Origin of the sequence: Rhodococcus sp. IEGM 1370, from assembly GCF_033142325.1 — a bacterium.
Classification (GTDB): Bacteria; Actinomycetota; Actinomycetes; order Mycobacteriales; family Mycobacteriaceae; genus Rhodococcoides.
In genome coordinates this window covers 1-17650 of the sequence record NZ_JAWLRY010000032.1, presented here as the reverse complement: position 1 = coordinate 17650, position 17650 = coordinate 1, and the positions used below count along the sequence as shown (strand labels likewise).

Sequence of the window (17650 nt, the reverse complement as noted above, 5' to 3'; positions counted from 1 at the left end):
ACGCTTTCCTCTGCACGAGCAGGTGGGCGCGTGGTAGAAAATGGGTTTTGGCGGATCCGGCCGTGGTGAGGCCGATCCAACTACGAACGATAAGTCAGTACCTGGGTGCCACCGCAAATAAGGTAAGCCTATTACGGGCTTTCACCTGCGAATTTCCGGATGCGCGACGCCCTCGGGACCGGGCCTTGGACACCGGCACCGACATCGGCCGAGAATCACACGCCTGTAAGACGATTCGAGGAAAAAGGACCGGAAAAAACTACTGGCCGCAGCGATCGAATCAGCTGCGGCCAGTGTGGTGGGCGGAGGGGGACTTGAACCCCCACGTCCCGAAGGACACTGGCACCTGAAGCCAGCGCGTCTGCCATTCCGCCACCCGCCCGGGTGACGGCGAGAACACTAACACGCACCATGCCGCGCTCGAAAATCGCCGCGTCGAGGTGCCGTGAGCCGACGGCGGCGGGCAGTCCCCGTCGGCGGCACCGTATATCATGCTTGGAGCGCGACCTCGTGATGACACGCGGCTGTCGCGACCTGCACACCAGCAGGCACCACACGGTGGAAGAACACAGTGAGAGGAGGGGTCACGATGGGCATCGTTCAGCGTTTCGAACGCAAGCTCCAGGGCGCTGTCGGCGACGTCTTCGCCCGCGTGTTCGGCGGAGGCGTCGTACCGGCGGAGGTGGAGGCAGCGCTCCAGCAGGAAGCGTCGGACCTGGTTCGGCCCCTGGACGGCGGGCACCTCCTGGCACCCAACAGCTACGTGATCACCATCAACAGCTCGGACCACGCCGAACTCGCCGGTGACCGAGAACTGACGGTCAAGGCGTTCTCACGTCACCTCGACGATTACATCCGCGATCAAGGCTGGCAGACCTACGGCGACGTGGTGGTTCGCTTCGAGCCGTCGCCCACCCTTCACACCGGACAGTTCCGTGCCAGTGGCTCGGTCGATCCCGATGTGGGACGATCGGCGACTGCTGCACGGAACGAGTTCCCGCAGCAGGGCGCGTCGGCACAAGCAGCACCGAGTCCCGTCCCTTCAGCTACGCAGCGACCGTCTGCCCCACCGATGTCGACACCAGGAGCCGGCCACATGACGCAGAACCCAGGCTACGACCCGCAACGCGACCCCGCGGACGGTCATCGCCCCGATCCGCGCGCGCGCAACGGTTACGCCGGTGGCCAGGATCCGCGCTACCCAGCACGTGAACAGAACGGCTACGACGCCCAGGCCTACGCGCCGGCCGAGCACGACCCGCGCTACGACCAGCAGCCGTACAACGGCGGCTACGACGAGCAGCCGTACCCCGAGCAGGGTCAGGCCTACAGCGCAGCCGGTCAGGATCAGGGCTACGACCCGCACGCCTACGGCGCGCCCGGCGGCCAGGATCAGGGGTACGACGCCCAGGGCTACAACGCGCAGGGTTACGACGCCCACGGCTACAACGCGCAGGGTTACGACGCCCACGGCTACAACGCGCAGGGTTACGACGCTCAGGGCTACCAGTACAGCGGTGCCGACAGTGCTGCGTACTCGGAGGCTCCGTACCAGGAGCAGGCGTACAACGACCCGTCCGGTCGGTACGCCGAGCCCCAGGCCGCCGGGTATCAGCAGCCCGGCTACCAGCAGCCCGGCTACGACTACCCGCCTGCCCCGGCCGCCTACGGTCGCGGCTACCCGCAGCAGGGCGCGGGCGATCGCGGTGACGGGTACGGCTACGACCAGCCCGCCTCGTACGAAGCTCGCAGTCAGGCGTTGGCCGCGACGCTGCAGCTCGAAGACGGCAGCGGCCGCTACTTCCAGCTTCGTGACGGTCAGAACATCATCGGCCGTGGTCAGGACGCACAGTTCCGACTCCCCGACACCGGCGTTTCGCGTCGACACATCGAGATCCGGTGGGACGGCCGCGTGGCCATGCTCTCCGATCTCGGTTCCACCAACGGCACCACCGTCAACGGCGCTCCGGTGCAGGACTGGCAACTGGCCGACGGCGACGTCATTCGGGCCGGCCACTCCGAAATTCTGGTCCGGATCGTCTGACGATCTTTCGTGGGCTCGGGTGGCGGTTCGACTCGCACTCTCGCCGACCCGTATGTCGTCCACACGAGCTGCTTGACCCTATGATGCTGCGAGGCAACCATGTCTGCCGCGCCGCGGCTTTTCGCGTGGGCGGGATGCAGGTCGATTGCGAAGGAGGAGGTGAATCGTCGTGCAGGGATTGATTCTGCAACTGACAAGGGCGGGCTTCCTGCTGTTGTTGTGGTTCTTCGTCTGGGCCGTCCTTCGCACCTTGCGCAGCGACATCTACGCGGCCGCAGGCATGCGAGTGCCTGCTCGCTACTCCGGCGGCTCGAAGGTTCTTCCGTCGTTCAACAAGCAGAAGGTGGCCAAGTACCTCGTGGTGACCCAGGGCGGTCTCGCCGGAACGCGTATCTCGCTCGGAACGCAGCCCGTCCTCATAGGACGCGCGGACGACTCCACTCTCGTTCTGACAGACGACTACTCGTCGACGCGGCATGCGCGCATCTCGCCCCGCGGCGGTGACTGGTACGTCGAGGACCTCGGTTCGACCAACGGCACCTACCTCGACCGCGCGAAGGTGACCACCGCTGTTCGCGTGCCCCTTGGCACTCCTGTCCGCGTCGGCAAGACCGTGATCGAGTTGCGCCCGTGACCCTCGTCCTTCGCTACGCCGCCCGCAGTGATCGCGGTCTGGTTCGATCCAACAACGAGGACTCCGTGTACGCCGGGGCTCGCCTACTGGCGCTGGCCGACGGCATGGGCGGTCACGCGGCCGGTGAAGTGGCCTCGCAGTTGATGATCGCCGCCTTGGCTCATCTCGACGACGACGAGCCCGGCGAGGATCTGCTGGGCAAGCTGGAGGCAGCAACCCGCGAAGGCAACGCGTCCATCGCAGATCAGGTCGAGGACGAACCCGAGCTCGACGGCATGGGAACCACGCTGACCGCAATCCTGTTCGCGGGCAAGCGAATCGGACTGGTACACATCGGCGACTCACGTGCGTACATGCTGCGCGACGGCTCGCTCACCCAGATCACTCGCGACGACACCTTCGTCCAGTCACTCGTCGACGAGGGCCGCATCACCGCCGAACAGGCGCACACCCACCCGCAGCGTTCGCTCATCATGCGTGCCCTCACCGGAAACGAGATCGAGCCGACCCTCACCGTTCGGGAAGTACGTGCAGGCGACCGCTACCTGCTGTGCTCCGACGGCCTCTCGGACGTCGTCAGCGACGAAACCATCGAGAACACCATGAACGAGGGCGAGACGGGCCCGTGCGCCGATCGCCTGATCGAACTCGCGCTGCGCAGCGGCGGACCCGACAACGTGACGGTCGTCGTCGCCGACGTGATCGACCTCGACTACGGACAGAGCCACCCCATCCTCGGCGGTGCCGCCAGCACCGAGGACGAGGAAGACGCCCCTCCGCCCAACACCGCGGCCGGACGCGCCGCCGCGATGCGACCACCGCGTACGACGCCCAAGCGCGTCACCAGCCCGGTCGTCACGCCCGAGAAGAAGTCGCACAAACTCCGCTGGACGTTGATCGCCCTGACCCTGGTGGTGCTGGCGGCAATCGGTGCGCTCGTTGCCAATTCGATCATCAGAGGCAACTACTACGTCGGTGCCGACAACAGCAAGGTGACCGTGCTGAGGGGCCTTCCCGGCTCGGTACTGGGCTACTCGCTGCAGAGCGTGGAACTGATCGGCTGCCTCGACGACGACGGAGCCGTCACGCTGACCGCTCCGGATGCCGCTCCGGCGGACTGTGTTCCGTTCGAGATCGACGACCTTCTGCCTGCCGCGCGCGAGCAGGTCACGGCCGGCTTGCCGTCCGGATCTCTCGACGACGCGCGCGGTCAGGTCGAGCGGTTGGCCTCCGGTGACCTGCTCCAGGTGTGCGAGACCGAACCGGTCGTCACCACGACTGTCGAACCGACTCCGACGACGATCATTCCGCCGCCCGGAGTTCCGTTGCCCCCGGCTGCGGAGCCCGTTCCCGAGGCGGCACCGACCACCACTGCGGTACCGACACCGACGGTCCCGCAGATTCCCGGTCAGAACTGCAGGACCGGTACTCGATGAGTTCCAATCCGTCCGCCGGAGGATCCTTTCCGAGTCCACCCGAAGGATTCGCGCCTGCGCCGATTCAATCGAACCGGCGCGGGGTCGAGTTGCTTCTGCTCGGGGCCGCGGTCCTGATCACCACGATCTCGTTGGTACTGGTCGAAGCCAGTCAGGAACAGACCATCACCTGGGATCTGGCGAAGTACGCGGTGGCCTATCTCGCGTTGATGACGGTGGCGCACCTGGCTGTGCGACGCTTTGCGCCCTACGCGGATCCGCTGCTGCTACCGATCGTGGCGCTGCTCAACGGGCTCGGTCTGGTGCTCATTCACCGTCTCGACCTGGCCGACGAGCAGCAGGCTCAGTATCTCGGAAACCCCATTCCCTCGCCCGATGCCAACCAGCAGGTGCTCTGGACGACGCTGGCCATCGCCGGTTTCGTCGCTCTGCTGGTGCTGCTGCGTGATTACCGCACCCTGGCTCGCTACGGCTACACCGTCGGTCTCGCCGGGCTGGTGCTCCTGGCCATCCCGGCGATGCTGCCGTCGGCCTTCTCCGAGGTCAACGGATCGAAGATCTGGATTCGGCTGCCCGGCTTCAGTATTCAGCCCGGGGAGTTCGCGAAGATTCTGCTGCTCATCTTCTTTGCATCGTTGCTGGTCGCCAAGCGGGAACTGTTCACCGTCGCCGGCAAGCACTTCCTCGGAATGGACTTCCCGCGGGCACGCGATCTGGGGCCGATCCTGGTGGTCTGGATCGTCTCCGTCGGCGTGCTGGTGTTCGAGAAGGACCTCGGTACGTCGCTGCTGATCTTCGGAACCGTCCTGGTGATGATCTACATCGCCACCGAACGCGTCGGCTGGTTGATCATCGGTTTCGGACTGCTGCTCGTCGGATTCCTCTTCGCATATCAGGTGTTCGGCCACGTCAAGATCCGCACCGACACCTGGCTGCGTCCGTTCGACGACTACAACGACACCGGCTACCAGATCGTCCAGTCGATGTTCAGCTTCGCCACGGGCGGGTTGGCGGGTACCGGGCTCGGTAGTGGTCGGCCCTCCCAGGTGCCGTTCGCCAAGACGGACTTCATCATCGCGACGGTCGGCGAAGAGCTCGGCCTCATCGGCCTGACCGCCGTCCTGATCCTGTACTTGCTGTTCATCATCCGCGGCATGCGTACCGCGCTGGCCGTTCGCGACAGCTTCGGCAAACTGCTTGCTGCCGGATTGTCGTTCACCATTGCCATCCAGCTGTTCGTCGTCGTCGGCGGCGTCACCAAACTCATCCCACTCACCGGCCTCACCACGCCCTATCTGTCCTACGGAGGATCGTCGCTTCTCGCCAACTACCTGCTCCTCGCGCTGCTGATCAAGATCTCCGACGCAGCCCGTGAGCCGGCAAAGCCCAAGAAGAAGCCCGCCCCCGCAGCGCCCATCGCGGAGGCACCCACCGAGATGGTGAAGCGCGCATGAACACTCCCCTGCGCCGCGTGTCCATCGCCGTGATGGTCATGGTCGTGGCACTGCTCGCCAACGCCACCTACCTCCAGGTCATCAAGGCCGACGATCTGCGCACCGACCCGAGGAACTCACGGGTACTGCTCGACGAGTACTCCCGCCAGCGCGGTCAGATCTCGGCAGGCGGCCAGGTGCTCGCATCCTCGGTCCCGACCGACGACCGCTACAAGTACCTGCGCACCTACCCCCAGAATTCGATCTCCCCGGCCAGCCCGCAGGCCAACGCGCCGATCACCGGCTACTACTCGATGCTGTACTCGAGCAGCGGCCTCGAACGCGCCGAGGATCCCGTGCTCAACGGATCCGACGACCGGCTCTTCGGTGGACGACTGTTCGACCTCATCTCCGGCCGAGACCCCCGCGGCGGCAACGTCGTCACCACCATCGACCCCGTCGTTCAGCAGGTCGCATACGACCAGCTGACCGCCAAGGGATACACCGGCTCAGTGGTGGCCCTCGACCCGGCCACCGGCAACATCCTCGCCATGGCCAGCACCCCCAGCTACGACCCGAACCTGCTGGCCAGCCACGACGGCAGCACCACCACCGCGGCATGGGAGAACCTGAGCAACGATCCCGAGAAGCCAATGGTCAACCGGGCGATCTCGCAGACCTACCCACCCGGATCGACGTTCAAGGTGATCACCACCGCAGCCGCACTCGAAGCGGGCGCCACACCGGACGATCAACTCACGGCCGCGTCGAACATCACGTTGCCGGGAACTTCCACGACGCTGGAGAACTACAACGGTTCGACGTGCGGCGGTGGCCAGACGGCAACGCTGCGTGAAGCGTTCGCACGCTCGTGCAACACCGCCTTCGTCGAGCTCGGCGTCGATACGGGGGTGGACAGGATGCGCGAGACTTCCGCGGCGTTCGGCATCGGTGAGGACACGACCATTCCGCTCACCGTCGCCGACAGCACCATCGGACCCATCGACGACGACGCCGCCCTCGGCCAGTCCAGCATCGGTCAGCGCGACGTGGCGTTGACCCCGCTGCAGGACGCCGTCATCGCCGCCACCGTCGCCAACGGCGGCGTGCGGATGGCCCCGAACCTGGTGCAGCAGCTGCAATCTCCCGACCTGTCCGACCTGTCGAGCTACCAGCCGAAGGCCATGGGCGAGGCGATCAGCTCGGCCACCGCGGCGACTCTGACCGACCTGATGATCGGCTCCGAGAACAACACCAGCGGGGAGGGCAAGATCCCCGGGGTCCAGATCGCATCGAAAACCGGTACCGCAGAACATGGTTCGGACCCGCGTAACACCCCGCCGCATGCCTGGTACATCGGCTTCGCACCCGCCGAGGATCCCAAGGTCGCCATTGCCGTCATCGTCGAGGACGGCGGCGATCGAGCCCTCGCCGCGACCGGTGGATCCGTGGCCGCACCCATCGGGCGCGCCGTCATCGCAGCCGCATTGCAGGGGAGGTGACGTGAAGTGCCACTGAGCAACGGAGCTGTCATCGCGCAGCGCTATCGACTTCTGCGCCTCATCGCCACCGGCGGTATGGGGCAGGTGTGGGAAGCGATGGACAACCGCCTCGATCGCCGTGTCGCGGTCAAGGTACTCAAGGCCGAATTCTCCGAGGACCCGGAGTTCCTGCAGCGCTTCAGGTTCGAGGCACGCACCACCGCGCAGCTGAACTATCCAGGAATCGCCGGCGTCTACGACTACGGCGAGACCCGCGACGGCGCGGGCGAATCACTGGCCTACCTGGTGATGGAACTGGTCAACGGTGAGCCGCTCAACGCCGTGCTGGGTCGCATGTCCCGCTTGCCGCTCGGCCATGCCCTCGACATGCTCGAGCAGACCGGCCGTTCGCTGCAGATCGCACACACCGCAGGCGTCGTCCACCGCGACGTCAAGCCGGGCAACATCCTGATCACCCCCACCGGCCAGGTCAAGATCACCGACTTCGGCATCGCCAAAGCCGTCGACGCGTCCCCGGTGACCAAGACCGGAATGGTCATGGGCACAGCGCAGTACATCGCCCCCGAGCAGGCACTCGGCGAGGAGGCAACCTCGGCTTCCGACGTCTACTCGCTCGGAGTCGTCGGATACGAAGTACTCGCGGGCACGCGGCCCTTCGTGGGCGACGGCGCGCTGACCGTGGCCATGAAGCACGTGCGCGAAACGCCGGCCCCCATGCCACTCGACCTGCCTCCCGCCGTCCGCGAACTCATCGAGATCACGATGGTGAAGGACCCGGCCGCACGCTACGCCAACGGTGGCGAATTCGCCGACGCCGTCGCCGCAGTCCGGGCCGGCCGACGCCCGCCTGCGCCCGGAAACTCCCGCGGTTCGGGCACCGGCAGGGTCATGATGCCGGGCGTCGTGCCCAGCCCGCAGCCGCCGTCGAGCACCCAGATGATGCCGACGTCGCAGCGCGAGTACCGCGGACCGGCCACCGGAACGGCTGCGGCCGCCGTACCCGAGTCCACCGGAATGTCGTCGGCGCAGAAGGCCCTCGCCTGGGGCGGTGCCGGACTGCTGCTGCTGGCCATCCTCATCGGCGGTTACGTGCTGTTGACCGGGGGCAGGGACGACACGCCGACGCCGTTCGTGCCGCCGACCACGACCACCACGCAGCCGACCACCACCACGACCACGACGACCGAACCCACGACCACCGAAGAGACCACCACCACCGAAGAAACCACGACGACCACGACGACGACCACCACGGAGGAGCCGACGACCACCGAGGAAACCACGACCACCTCGGCGGAGCCCACCGAGACGACGACGCGACGTCCGCTGATCGAGATTCCATTCCAGCAAGATCCACAAGGACAACGATGACGACTCCCCGTACGCTCTCCTCTCGCTACGAGCTGGGCGAGATACTCGGATTCGGCGGCATGTCCGAGGTTCATCTGGCACGTGACACTCGGCTGGACCGCGACGTCGCCATCAAGGTTCTGCGCGCCGATCTTGCTCGCGACCCCACGTTCTATCTGCGGTTCCGACGCGAAGCCCAGAACGCGGCCGCACTGAACCACCCGGCCATCGTCGCCGTGTACGACACCGGTGAAGCCGAGACCGAAGCCGGTCCGCTCCCGTTCATCGTCATGGAATACGTCGACGGCGACACCCTCCGCGACATCGTGCGCGCCGAAGGACCCATGGCGCCGCGTCGAGCCATGGAGGTCATCGCCGACGTCTGTGCTGCACTCGATTTCAGCCACCGCAACGGCATCGTGCACCGCGACGTCAAGCCCGCGAACATCATGATCAACAACGCGGGCGCGGTGAAGGTGATGGACTTCGGTATCGCGCGCGCCATCGCCGATTCCTCGTCGCCGATGACTCAGACGGCCGCCGTCATCGGAACCGCGCAGTACCTGTCGCCCGAGCAGGCTCGCGGCGAACAGGTCGACGCTCGATCGGACGTCTACTCGCTCGGCTGTGTGCTGTTCGAGATCCTCACCGGCGAGCCCCCGTTCAAAGGTGATTCCCCGGTCGCGGTCGCCTATCAGCACGTGCGCGAGGATCCTCAGCTGCCGTCGCTGGTCAACGACACGGTGCCGCGTGAACTCGACTCGATCATCCTCAAGGCGATGGCCAAGAATCCCGCCAACCGCTACCAGAGTGCCGCCGAGATGCGCACCGACCTGGTCCGGGTGCTCGGCGGTCAACGTCCGAGCGCCCCGATGGTCATGAACGACGAGGACCGCACCACGATTCTCGGATCGGTCGATTCACGGCAGGCGGACTTCTCCGGCAAGGACAAGCCGGCAGCTGCAGCCGCCGGCACACCCCGCCCGTCGAAGCACACCGAACCCGACAACGAACCCAGGAGCCGTCGGGGCCTGAAGATCGCGCTGATCTCCGCGGCGTCGATCATCGTCGTCGCGATCGTCGGAGCATTCCTGTGGTCCCTCGGTCCCGGAGCTGAGCCCACGTCCGTCACCGTGCCGTCCGTCGCCGGCCTCGTCGCAGACGAGGCCCAGCGGGAACTCGAGAATGTCGGCCTGCGCGTCACCGTGCAGGAGAGACCGGATGCGTCGGTTCCCGAAGGGTCCGCGATCGGCACCAACCCCGCCGCGGGATCACAGACCGAATCACCCGGGGACATCCAACTCGACGTCTCCTCGGGCCCCCAGCAGGTGCAGGTGCCGCGACTGACCGGAAGAACGCAACAGGAGGCGTCGGACGCCTTGAACGAGGTGGGCCTTCAACTCGATCCCACCGTCGCCCGGGCACCGTCCACGCCGGAGAACCTCGACAGGGTCGTCGAACAGAACCCGTCCTCGGGCGTGAGCATGAACGCCGACTCGCAGGTTCGCATCACGCTCGGTTCCGGCCCGGCGCAGGTACGGATGCCCAACGTCGTCGGCCAGCTCGTCGACGTTGCGCAGCCGAACGTGGCGGGTGCCGGTCTCCGCGTCCAGATAGAGAACATCGACTCCAGTCAGCCGGTGGGACAGGTCGTCTCGACGGACCCCGCCGGTGGTGCCAACGTCGCCGAGAACACGGTCGTGACATTGCGCGTGTCGAACGGAGACAAGATCCCGATGCCGGACCTGGCCGGACTCACCGAAGCTCAGGCTCTGACAGCACTGGAATCGGCAGGATGGACCGGAACCGCGTCGGACCTGTCGACGTCGAGGCAATCGACGCTCGACCCACTGATGGTCGGCCGCATCGTGAACCAGACTCAGCCGGCAGGCTCGGAGATCAGCAAGTCCGACACCATCACCGTGAGCATCGGGGCGCTGGGTATTCCGACCGGCTAGACACCTCGGGTCGAGCTCAGGCGAACGCCTCGGCGACCTGAGCTTCGAGCTTGGCGACGAGACCGGGGTCGGTGGGCATTCCGCAGACGGTCAGCCAGTTCGCCAGCATGCGGTGTCCGCCCTCGGTGAGGATGGACTCCGGGTGGAACTGGACGCCGTGAATCGGAAGCTCGGTGTGCCTCATCGCCATGACCAGACCCGATTCGGTGCGCCCGATGATCTCGAGTTCGGCCGGGATGGTGTCCTCCCGGACGGTCAGCGAGTGGTAGCGAGTGGCGGTGAAGGGCTCGTTCATGCCCTCCAGAACTCCGACGCCCGAATGGTGCACCAGACTCGTCTTGCCGTGCAGCAGCTCCGGGGCCTTCTCGACGGTTGCACCGAAGGCTGCACCGATCGCCTGATGGCCCAGACAGACCCCGAGCAGGGGCGTCTTCGTGCGAGCGCTGGCCGAGACCAGATCCATCGTGGCACCTGCGCGCTGCGGCGTGCCCGGTCCCGGGCTGAGCAGAACGCCGTCGAACCGGGCAGCGACGGCATCGCGGTCGGTGAGGCGCTCGTCGTCGTTGCGCCAGACCTCGACATCGGCATTCAACTGACCCAGGTACTGGACGAGGTTGAAGACGAAGCTGTCGTAGTTGTCGACGACGAGAATACGCATGTGGACAGCGTACTCAGCGAGGCTGTGCATACCGCATGCGCACCGATTCGGAGTACGCGGGCACCGACAGGTCCTCGGACACCGAGACGTCGTAGCGGAGGCCGTATCTCAGCGCGTACTGCTCGTACAACCGCACACCCGGCTCGTTCTTCAACGCCGCGCGCAGCCGATCCGAATCCCCGATCGCCGTCATCACGTACGGCGGACTGTATGTACGCCCGCCGAGAAGAAGGGTGTTCCCGATGCAGCGCGGAGCCGACGAGGCCACCAGCCGTTGATCCTGCATCGCGATCGCCGACGCTCCACCGGCCCACAACGCGTTGAGCACGCTCTGCACATCGACCTGATGGACCACCAGATCGTCCGGTGACGCGTCCGAGGCGTACGAACCGTCCGCACCGCGGGGAGCGTCCGCCATCGTGACGGTCACACCGCCGCCGGACGCGGCCTCGCGTCCCGCAGCGTCGGCCAGGGAATCGATGCGGGCCAGGGCGTCGGCGACCTCGGTGTCCCCGGTCGCAGTGCGCTGCTGAATGGACTCGACCTGCTGCTCGAGCGTGTCCCTGCTGCGCTCGGCCTCCACGCTGCTGCTCTGAGCTGCATCGACGAGGTCGGCGAGTCGGGTGGTGTCCCCTCCACGGAGTTCGGTGCCATCGGAAACGTGTCTGGTGGTACCGAGCAGCAGACCGACGACAGCGCACACCGCGACGGCGAGCACCCACCAACGAGTGTCGGCGGGGGCAGTCGATCGTCGTGTCACGGGTGCTCGCAATTTGTCCGGTGGGTCGGTGCTGGGCTCACCTGCGTTAGCGTGTACAGCAACCGGGTCGGTGACCGTCACGGTCCTCCAGGCGACAATAGCCTGGGGATGCGCGGCACCCGTCGATCCACAGGTTCCGATCGTCAGTTGTCCACAGGTACGGCCGCAGTGCCGCGGGCCGTCACGAACGCGAAGAGGAAGCAATGCCGAAGTCGAAGGTACGGAAGAAGAACGACTACACGATCAACCCGGCGAACCGTACGCCGGTCAAGGTCAACGCCGGACCGTCACCGGTCTGGTACGTGGTGCTGATGCTGGGATTCATGCTGGTCGGGCTGCTGTGGCTGATCGTCTACTACCTGGCTTCCGAGGACATCGCCTTCATCGGAAACCTCGGCGCCTACAACTTCCTGATCGGCTTCGGGTTCATGGTCGTCGGACTCGTCATGACCATGCGGTGGCGCTGAGAACCTGCCGAGTTACATCGATGTCATTCATCCCCAATGTGGATAAACCCTGTGGATAACTCTGAAAACGATCCACAGGGTGTGTACGAACAGCGATGGGCGACGCCCCTCATCGCCGTCGCAGCCCTGGTCGCAGGCGGAATCGCCCTCGGAATCGGAGCCGCACTCTCCTCCACCGACGCAGCCGGAACATTCCTCGTCGGACTCGCCGCCGTCGGAATGTGGATCATCGCCGCACTCGCCGCCGCACAACGCCCCCGACTGGCCATCACCCACGACGGAACACTGGTGATGAAACGCCTCGGCGGCCTACGCACCTACACCCGCAACGACATCGTGCGCGTCAAAATCGTGAAATACCCACGCCTGGGGCGACGCGTTCCGATGCTCGAACTGGACATCCGCCCACCCGGCGAAGACGACGATCGACTGATCATCTTCGGCAGATGGGACCTCGGAACCGACCCTCGAGACGTATACGACGCACTCGAAACCCACGGCTTGGTGCCTCGCAACACCTGATCGTCCGGCCCCCGTGGTCACTCAATGTGACATTCAGTGGACTTTTCGGGGGTCAATGTCACATCGAGTGGACTTGCTAGAGGCCCATCTGGGCGCGCAGGTCGAGAACACGGATCGCGATGATGCCCAGGGACACCAGAGCGACGGCGATGACCGAGAGCCATGCCATGGACAGGCCGGCCCTGGTTCGTTGTTGTCCCGTGTCTCGGGTTCGGTTGGACAAGAACACCAGACCGGCGGTGGCGGCGGCTCCGGCGACGAGACCGCCCATATGTCCCCACAGCGAGATGCTGGGGATCGAGATGCTGATGAAGATGTTCACCGCGATGATGACGAGGATGGGTGCCGGGCTTCGCTTGAGCCGTAGCAGGATCACGGCCTGTGCGCCCAGTAGACCGAAGACTGCACCGGACGCGCCGACGGTGAGCGTCAGGGGATTCTCCAGCAGCATCACCGACGCGCTTCCTCCGAGGAGGGAGAGGAAGTAGACGACCAGGTAGCGGGTTCGACCGAGCACGAGTTCCACGTCACGGCCGATGATGTACAGCGCGAACATGTTCACGAGCAGGTGTATCGGCCCGTAGTGAACGAAGCCGCTGCCGATCAGGCGGAACACGTCGCCGTCGGCGACGAGCAGGCTGTTGAGAGCCCAACCGCGGGCGAGTTCGGATCCGGAAGTGTTGTTCATCGGATCGCCGGACTGCGCCACCGTGATGGCATAGACGATCACGTTGACGGCGATCAGGGCGTAGGTCAGCGGAGTCTTGGCGGACCGTGCCATGGGTGCACCGGCGACGGTCTGCGCAGTGCGGACGTTCTTGTTGCCTTCTCGCACGCAGTCGACACAGTGCTGTCCGACCGCGGCGGCCTGCAGACACTGCGGGCACGCCGGCCTGCCGCAGCGCGAGCAGGCCAGGCCGGTGGGGCGATCGGGATGTCGGACGCACACCGACTGGGGTGGGTTGGGCTGGTCGCCGTACGCGCCACCCCAGCCGGGGTTCGTCATCTTGTCGAAAGTCCTTCGGTCAGATCAAGCGATGGTGACGTTGTTGATGACGACCTCGTCCACCGGGCGATCTCCGCGGCCGACCGGCGTGCTCGAGATCGCGTCGACGACCTTCTTCGACGCCTCGTCGGTGACCTCACCGAAGATGGAGTGCTTGCGGTTGAGGTGCGGGGTCTTGCCGGTGGTGATGAAGAACTGCGAGCCGTTGGTGCCGGGGCCGGCATTTGCCATGGCCAGCAGGTACGGGCGATCGAAGGAGAGCTCCGGGTGGAACTCGTCCTCGAACTTGTAGCCCGGTCCGCCTGCACCGGTGCCGGTGGGGTCGCCGCCCTGGATCATGAAGCCGTCGATGACGCGGTGGAAGACCGCGCCGTCGTAGAACGGTCCGCTCTTGGCACCCGACGCGTTCTGAGTCGTGTACTCCTTGGATCCGTCCGCGAGACCGACGAAGTTCGCGACGGTCTTGGGGGCGTGATTGCCGAACAGTTCGATGACGATATCGCCGCGGTTGGTGTGCAGCGTGGCCGTTTGGGTCTTGTTTGGTGAAGTCACGCCCTCCATCGTGCCATCTCGGGTGATCGGGCAGTTCACAACGGGCATCGAGTCGGGTGTATCGGGAGGGTTCAGCGGGGCCGTGTTGTGGAACAGTGAGGGTATGACGAGCACAACGAAGCCCGACCGGGTTCGGTCGACCACAGGTACCGCAGCGTCCGCCCTGCTCGGCGCCGCATCCGCCGCGAGCAAGGGCCCGGCCGGAGTCGGCCTGCTTCTGGCCAAACAGGGTTACGGACTGGCCCGCAAGCAGGCTGCGCAGCGGCGGGCAGTGACCGCGGAGCGTATCGCCGAAGCGAATCGCACCCGAGAGCTCGTCACGGTCGACTCGGGATCACGTCGGACCCGACGAGTTCTGGTGTTCGGCGCCGTTGCTGCCGTCGTGGGAGGTGTCGTGTTCTTCCTCGGTCGCCGTCGCAACGAGGTGCCGCCGCCCGCCGATGTTCCGCCGAGCCTGGCCGACTACGACGACACGTCGTCATAGGTACAGCACCTTCTGCAGTAGGTCGATCAGACCCGGCCTGGTTCTGATCACGGCCTCCGCGCTGCGGTCGGCGACGACCAGTGCCGTGTTGTGGCCGCTGGCGGAGCCCTCGCTGAGATAGTCGCTGTGCCCGATCGAGCGGCCGGCACTGTCGGATTGCTCCGTGGACAGCAGAGTGATTCCGTCCAGCGCCCCTGGATCGCGGCCGAATGCACCCATGTCGGCGACGATGTCGCCCGTGGCCTCCGCCGCGAAGACATGTCCGACGGGAATCTGGAGCTCTGCGAGGCTGTGTGTGCCGAGTCCCGGTGAACCGAGAGCTACGAAATCGTCGACCCCGGTGTCATCTCGAAGAGCAGTTGCCGCGGTGAGCGATCCGTACGAGTGGGCCAACACCGACAGATGCGGATCGCTCGCCCGTGCGGCGTCGAGACCGTTCAGGAACGGGATCAACCGATCCGCTCCTGCCTGCGCAGCCGCACCCGAGGCAACGGTCCGGTCCGGATCGAGCAGGCTCCAACCGAGCTGAGGTGCCTGGTAGTCCAGCCAGGTCACCGCAGCCGCAGACTGCGCCGGATCCTGCGAAACAAGCTGCTGCACGGTGTTTTTGATGTTCTCCATGTCGCCGTCGTAGCGGGGAAGGTTTCCGTGCACGGTAGAGCCGAGACCGGGCACGAAGACGGCGACATGGGTCGCCGTGTCGACATCTCCCACCGCGACGGCCGCCATCGTCTCCTCGTACGAGGAATTGTCGAGGACCAGGAGCTGCCGAGCCCCCAGCGCCAGCGTCGCGTCGATCGCATCGAGTGCTGCCAACCGAGTGCGCGTTTGTTCGAGCCCGGCATCGGCGTCGCTGAAGATGCCGCCGAACACGTTGTCGGACAACTCTTCCTGTAGTTCGACTTCGACGGCGCGAAGGCGGATACGCTCTGCGGCCAACACCCGCCGATTTGCGCTGTCACGCACCCGACCCGGCAGGCCGTCGAGATTGCCGATCAGCGCCGGCTGTTCGACCAGCAACCTGGTGCGTGCCGCAGTCGAGAGTGCGCTCCAGAAAGCAGCATTGGCCGCCGGTGTGCCGTCGCGCGGCACCCAAGCCGCAACTGCCGTCGCAACGGAGGCTGCGGAGGTTCCCCCGACGAGGCGTCGGGCAAGGATGTCGTCGAAATCCGTGGCCGTACGAATCAGCTGTGCGATTCGTTCGGCGAGCTCCTCACGGCACCGCCGTCGCTCGCGCATCGTCGACCACAAGTCCACCAGCGCAACCGAATACGACGCTGCAAGGTCGAACACCGAGCCGTCGGATGCGACCGCGAATCGCTCATCCGCCGCCGTCCGCTCCACCGAGCGGAGCGCAGCGACCAGGCCGGCCATCTCGATCGAGGCATCCGCGGTGCATGTCGCTATCCGAAGCAACTCGACTGCGGCGTCTGCCAGATCCGACCGGATACGTCTCATCGCCTCCCGCGCAGCCTCGGCCGCGGGACCGGCCCACCCGTCTCCCACGATGTCGTCGGTAACCGAGTCGTGCACGGCGGCAACCTCCCGCCACCGGTGCATCAGGCTGTCGGACGCCGCTACCAGCACGCGGCTGTCCCAAGATCTGAATTCGTTCAGAGTGACCATCGCGTATCCCCCGCAGCATCGTCGTTTCCGACGAGTCAACGCGAGAAAAGCACCGCGTCGGGAAATCTATCCCCAGCCTGTGGATCAAATCTGGGGATCAACTATGCGTCGAGTGAGCGCTACTGCGCAATTCTGCGAATGGGTCCGCTGTAACCGGCGTCGGGATCGGACGGCCGACTGGTCCTCGGCGGCCTGCTTCGCTTTGCCCGGTACAGATCGGCGTCGGCTGCCCGATAGATCTCACCCCAGCGGCGACCCGCGGGCATGCAGGCCAATCCGACGCTCCACTCCGCGCGGTGAGCCCGACGCAGACGCTCGATGATCTGCCAGGCCTCCTTCTCGAGAACCCCCGGCATGAACAGCACGAACTCGTCTCCACCGAGCCGACCCAGAACGTCACGTTTGGTCAGCTGCCCCTTCCAGGCCTTCGAGACGCGAGTGAGCAGGACGTCACCGGCAATGTGGCCGTACTCGTCGTTGATCTCCTTGAAATTGTCGAGATCGAGCACTGCGAGGCTGACCGACAATCCGCGAGCCGCACACGCCGGCAACATCTTCTCGATCTTGGATTCGAACCCGAATCTGTTGAGCAGACCGGTCAACGCGTCGTGCGTTGCGGAATAGCGCATTCGGCGCGCGAAGACACCGAAGACCTCCGTCGCACCGACGATGCCGAGCGCGACGAGGATGTAACTGATGAACGGAGTTCCGTACGGCGCGATCGCCGCTCCGATGACCGCCGAAACAGCAAGCACGGCAACCCAAATGCCTGCGCTGCGTTCGGACCAGAACGCGCCTATGTGCATACCGAGGAACATGGCCGCCTGCACGCAGATCAAGAACGCAGGCATGGTGTCGCTACTGCCCAACGCACAGGCGAGTGCCATCACCGACAACGCGGTCGCGAACCCCACCGCCTGTTTCGGGCTCGGCACACCCGCCCTTGCCAACACCACGATCGCCATCGGACCCAGCAACAGAGCCAACGCGGCCAGAACCTGCTGAGCACCGGTCAGATTCGACCACGACGCAATAGCGCTGGCAGCGTAGAGAACCGTCGTGACCGCAGCGAACACGGCAAGCATGCGGCCTGACTCGTCGAACCTAGGCCTGCTCACCGGTCGATTCCCACCGTGCAGGACCATGATTCGGCCGATCGGAGGCAGCGTTCACCGAAGAGAACACCACCACTCACCCGATACCCCCCAGGCACCATCG

General features: G+C 65.6%; 16 protein-coding genes and 1 tRNA gene. 10 read left to right on the top strand and 7 right to left on the bottom strand.

Translation table 11 applies throughout. The annotated features are described in order from the left end of the window. Positions 1 to 296: 296 nt before the first annotated feature. Positions 297 to 382 (bottom strand) — tRNA-Leu (locus R4P47_RS23945). A gap of 207 nt (positions 383 to 589) precedes the next feature. Between R4P47_RS23945 and R4P47_RS23940 the strand changes: the two genes are divergently transcribed. The 7 genes from R4P47_RS23940 to pknB all read left to right on the top strand — a co-directional run bounded on the left by R4P47_RS23940 (position 590) and on the right by pknB (position 10357). Then, on the top strand, positions 590 to 2044 hold the full coding sequence (locus R4P47_RS23940; RefSeq protein ID WP_317785960.1) for a DUF3662 and FHA domain-containing protein: 1455 nt from the start codon (positions 590 to 592) through the stop codon (positions 2042 to 2044). Positions 2045 to 2213: 169 nt separating this feature from the next. Then, complete coding sequence (locus tag R4P47_RS23935) at positions 2214 to 2678, top strand: FHA domain-containing protein FhaB (RefSeq protein WP_037195344.1); 465 nt, start codon at positions 2214 to 2216, stop codon at positions 2676 to 2678. Then, positions 2675 to 4114, top strand: a complete 1440-nt coding sequence (locus tag R4P47_RS23930) for a PP2C family protein-serine/threonine phosphatase (protein ID WP_094638420.1) — start codon at positions 2675 to 2677, stop codon at positions 4112 to 4114. The genes R4P47_RS23935 and R4P47_RS23930 overlap by 4 nt, the downstream gene beginning before the upstream one ends. Next, entirely contained in the window at positions 4111 to 5568 is a 1458-nt protein-coding gene (locus R4P47_RS23925) for an FtsW/RodA/SpoVE family cell cycle protein (RefSeq protein WP_094638419.1), read from the top strand. Before R4P47_RS23930 ends, R4P47_RS23925 begins: the two co-directional genes overlap by 4 nt. Further along, a complete protein-coding gene (locus R4P47_RS23920; RefSeq protein ID WP_068045550.1) occupies positions 5565 to 7049 on the top strand; it encodes a peptidoglycan D,D-transpeptidase FtsI family protein in 1485 nt (494 codons plus the stop codon). The genes R4P47_RS23925 and R4P47_RS23920 overlap by 4 nt, the downstream gene beginning before the upstream one ends. Before the next feature lie 6 nt (positions 7050 to 7055). After that, entirely contained in the window at positions 7056 to 8420 is a 1365-nt protein-coding gene (locus tag R4P47_RS23915) for a serine/threonine-protein kinase (protein ID WP_269596379.1), read from the top strand. Next, positions 8417 to 10357 (top strand): Stk1 family PASTA domain-containing Ser/Thr kinase, encoded by a 1941-nt coding sequence (gene pknB / locus R4P47_RS23910; RefSeq protein WP_317532985.1) that lies wholly within the window; start codon positions 8417 to 8419, stop codon positions 10355 to 10357. Before R4P47_RS23915 ends, pknB begins: the two co-directional genes overlap by 4 nt. A gap of 16 nt (positions 10358 to 10373) precedes the next feature. Here the strand turns inward: pknB and R4P47_RS23905 are convergent, their stop codons facing one another. Both R4P47_RS23905 and R4P47_RS23900 read right to left on the bottom strand, forming a co-directional pair. Beyond that, a complete protein-coding gene (locus tag R4P47_RS23905; RefSeq protein WP_269596381.1) occupies positions 10374 to 11015 on the bottom strand; it encodes an aminodeoxychorismate/anthranilate synthase component II in 642 nt (213 codons plus the stop codon). A 13-nt stretch (positions 11016 to 11028) separates the two neighbouring features. Beyond that, positions 11029 to 11775 carry a DUF881 domain-containing protein gene (locus R4P47_RS23900; protein ID WP_269596382.1) on the bottom strand — a complete coding sequence of 249 codons (747 nt, stop codon included), beginning with the start codon at positions 11773 to 11775 and terminating at the stop codon, positions 11029 to 11031. A gap of 203 nt (positions 11776 to 11978) precedes the next feature. Between R4P47_RS23900 and crgA the strand changes: the two genes are divergently transcribed. Continuing rightward, a complete protein-coding gene (gene crgA, locus R4P47_RS23895; protein WP_032396997.1) occupies positions 11979 to 12242 on the top strand; it encodes a cell division protein CrgA in 264 nt (87 codons plus the stop codon). A 36-nt stretch (positions 12243 to 12278) separates the two neighbouring features. Beyond that, positions 12279 to 12764: a PH domain-containing protein gene (locus R4P47_RS23890; RefSeq protein ID WP_094638415.1), complete on the top strand. Its 486-nt coding sequence runs from the start codon at positions 12279 to 12281 to the stop codon at positions 12762 to 12764. Positions 12765 to 12840: 76 nt separating this feature from the next. Here the strand turns inward: R4P47_RS23890 and R4P47_RS23885 are convergent, their stop codons facing one another. Further along, positions 12841 to 13770 (bottom strand): rhomboid family intramembrane serine protease, encoded by a 930-nt coding sequence (locus tag R4P47_RS23885; protein WP_269596383.1) that lies wholly within the window; start codon positions 13768 to 13770, stop codon positions 12841 to 12843. A 24-nt stretch (positions 13771 to 13794) separates the two neighbouring features. Next, entirely contained in the window at positions 13795 to 14331 is a 537-nt protein-coding gene (locus tag R4P47_RS23880; RefSeq protein WP_149408198.1) for a peptidylprolyl isomerase, read from the bottom strand. A gap of 94 nt (positions 14332 to 14425) precedes the next feature. Between R4P47_RS23880 and R4P47_RS23875 the strand changes: the two genes are divergently transcribed. After that, the gene (locus R4P47_RS23875; RefSeq protein ID WP_269596384.1) at positions 14426 to 14806 is read left to right on the top strand and encodes a hypothetical protein; all 381 of its coding nucleotides are present in this window, start codon (positions 14426 to 14428) and stop codon (positions 14804 to 14806) included. Here the strand turns inward: R4P47_RS23875 and R4P47_RS23870 are convergent. After that, on the bottom strand, positions 14801 to 16432 hold the full coding sequence (locus tag R4P47_RS23870; protein ID WP_317785959.1) for an alpha/beta hydrolase: 1632 nt from the start codon (positions 16430 to 16432) through the stop codon (positions 14801 to 14803). The two genes, R4P47_RS23875 and R4P47_RS23870, sit on opposite strands and share 6 nt — an antisense overlap. 119 nt (positions 16433 to 16551) lie before the next feature. Beyond that, positions 16552 to 17550: a sensor domain-containing diguanylate cyclase gene (locus R4P47_RS23865; protein WP_269596386.1), complete on the bottom strand. Its 999-nt coding sequence runs from the start codon at positions 17548 to 17550 to the stop codon at positions 16552 to 16554. Positions 17551 to 17650: the final 100 nt, after the last annotated feature.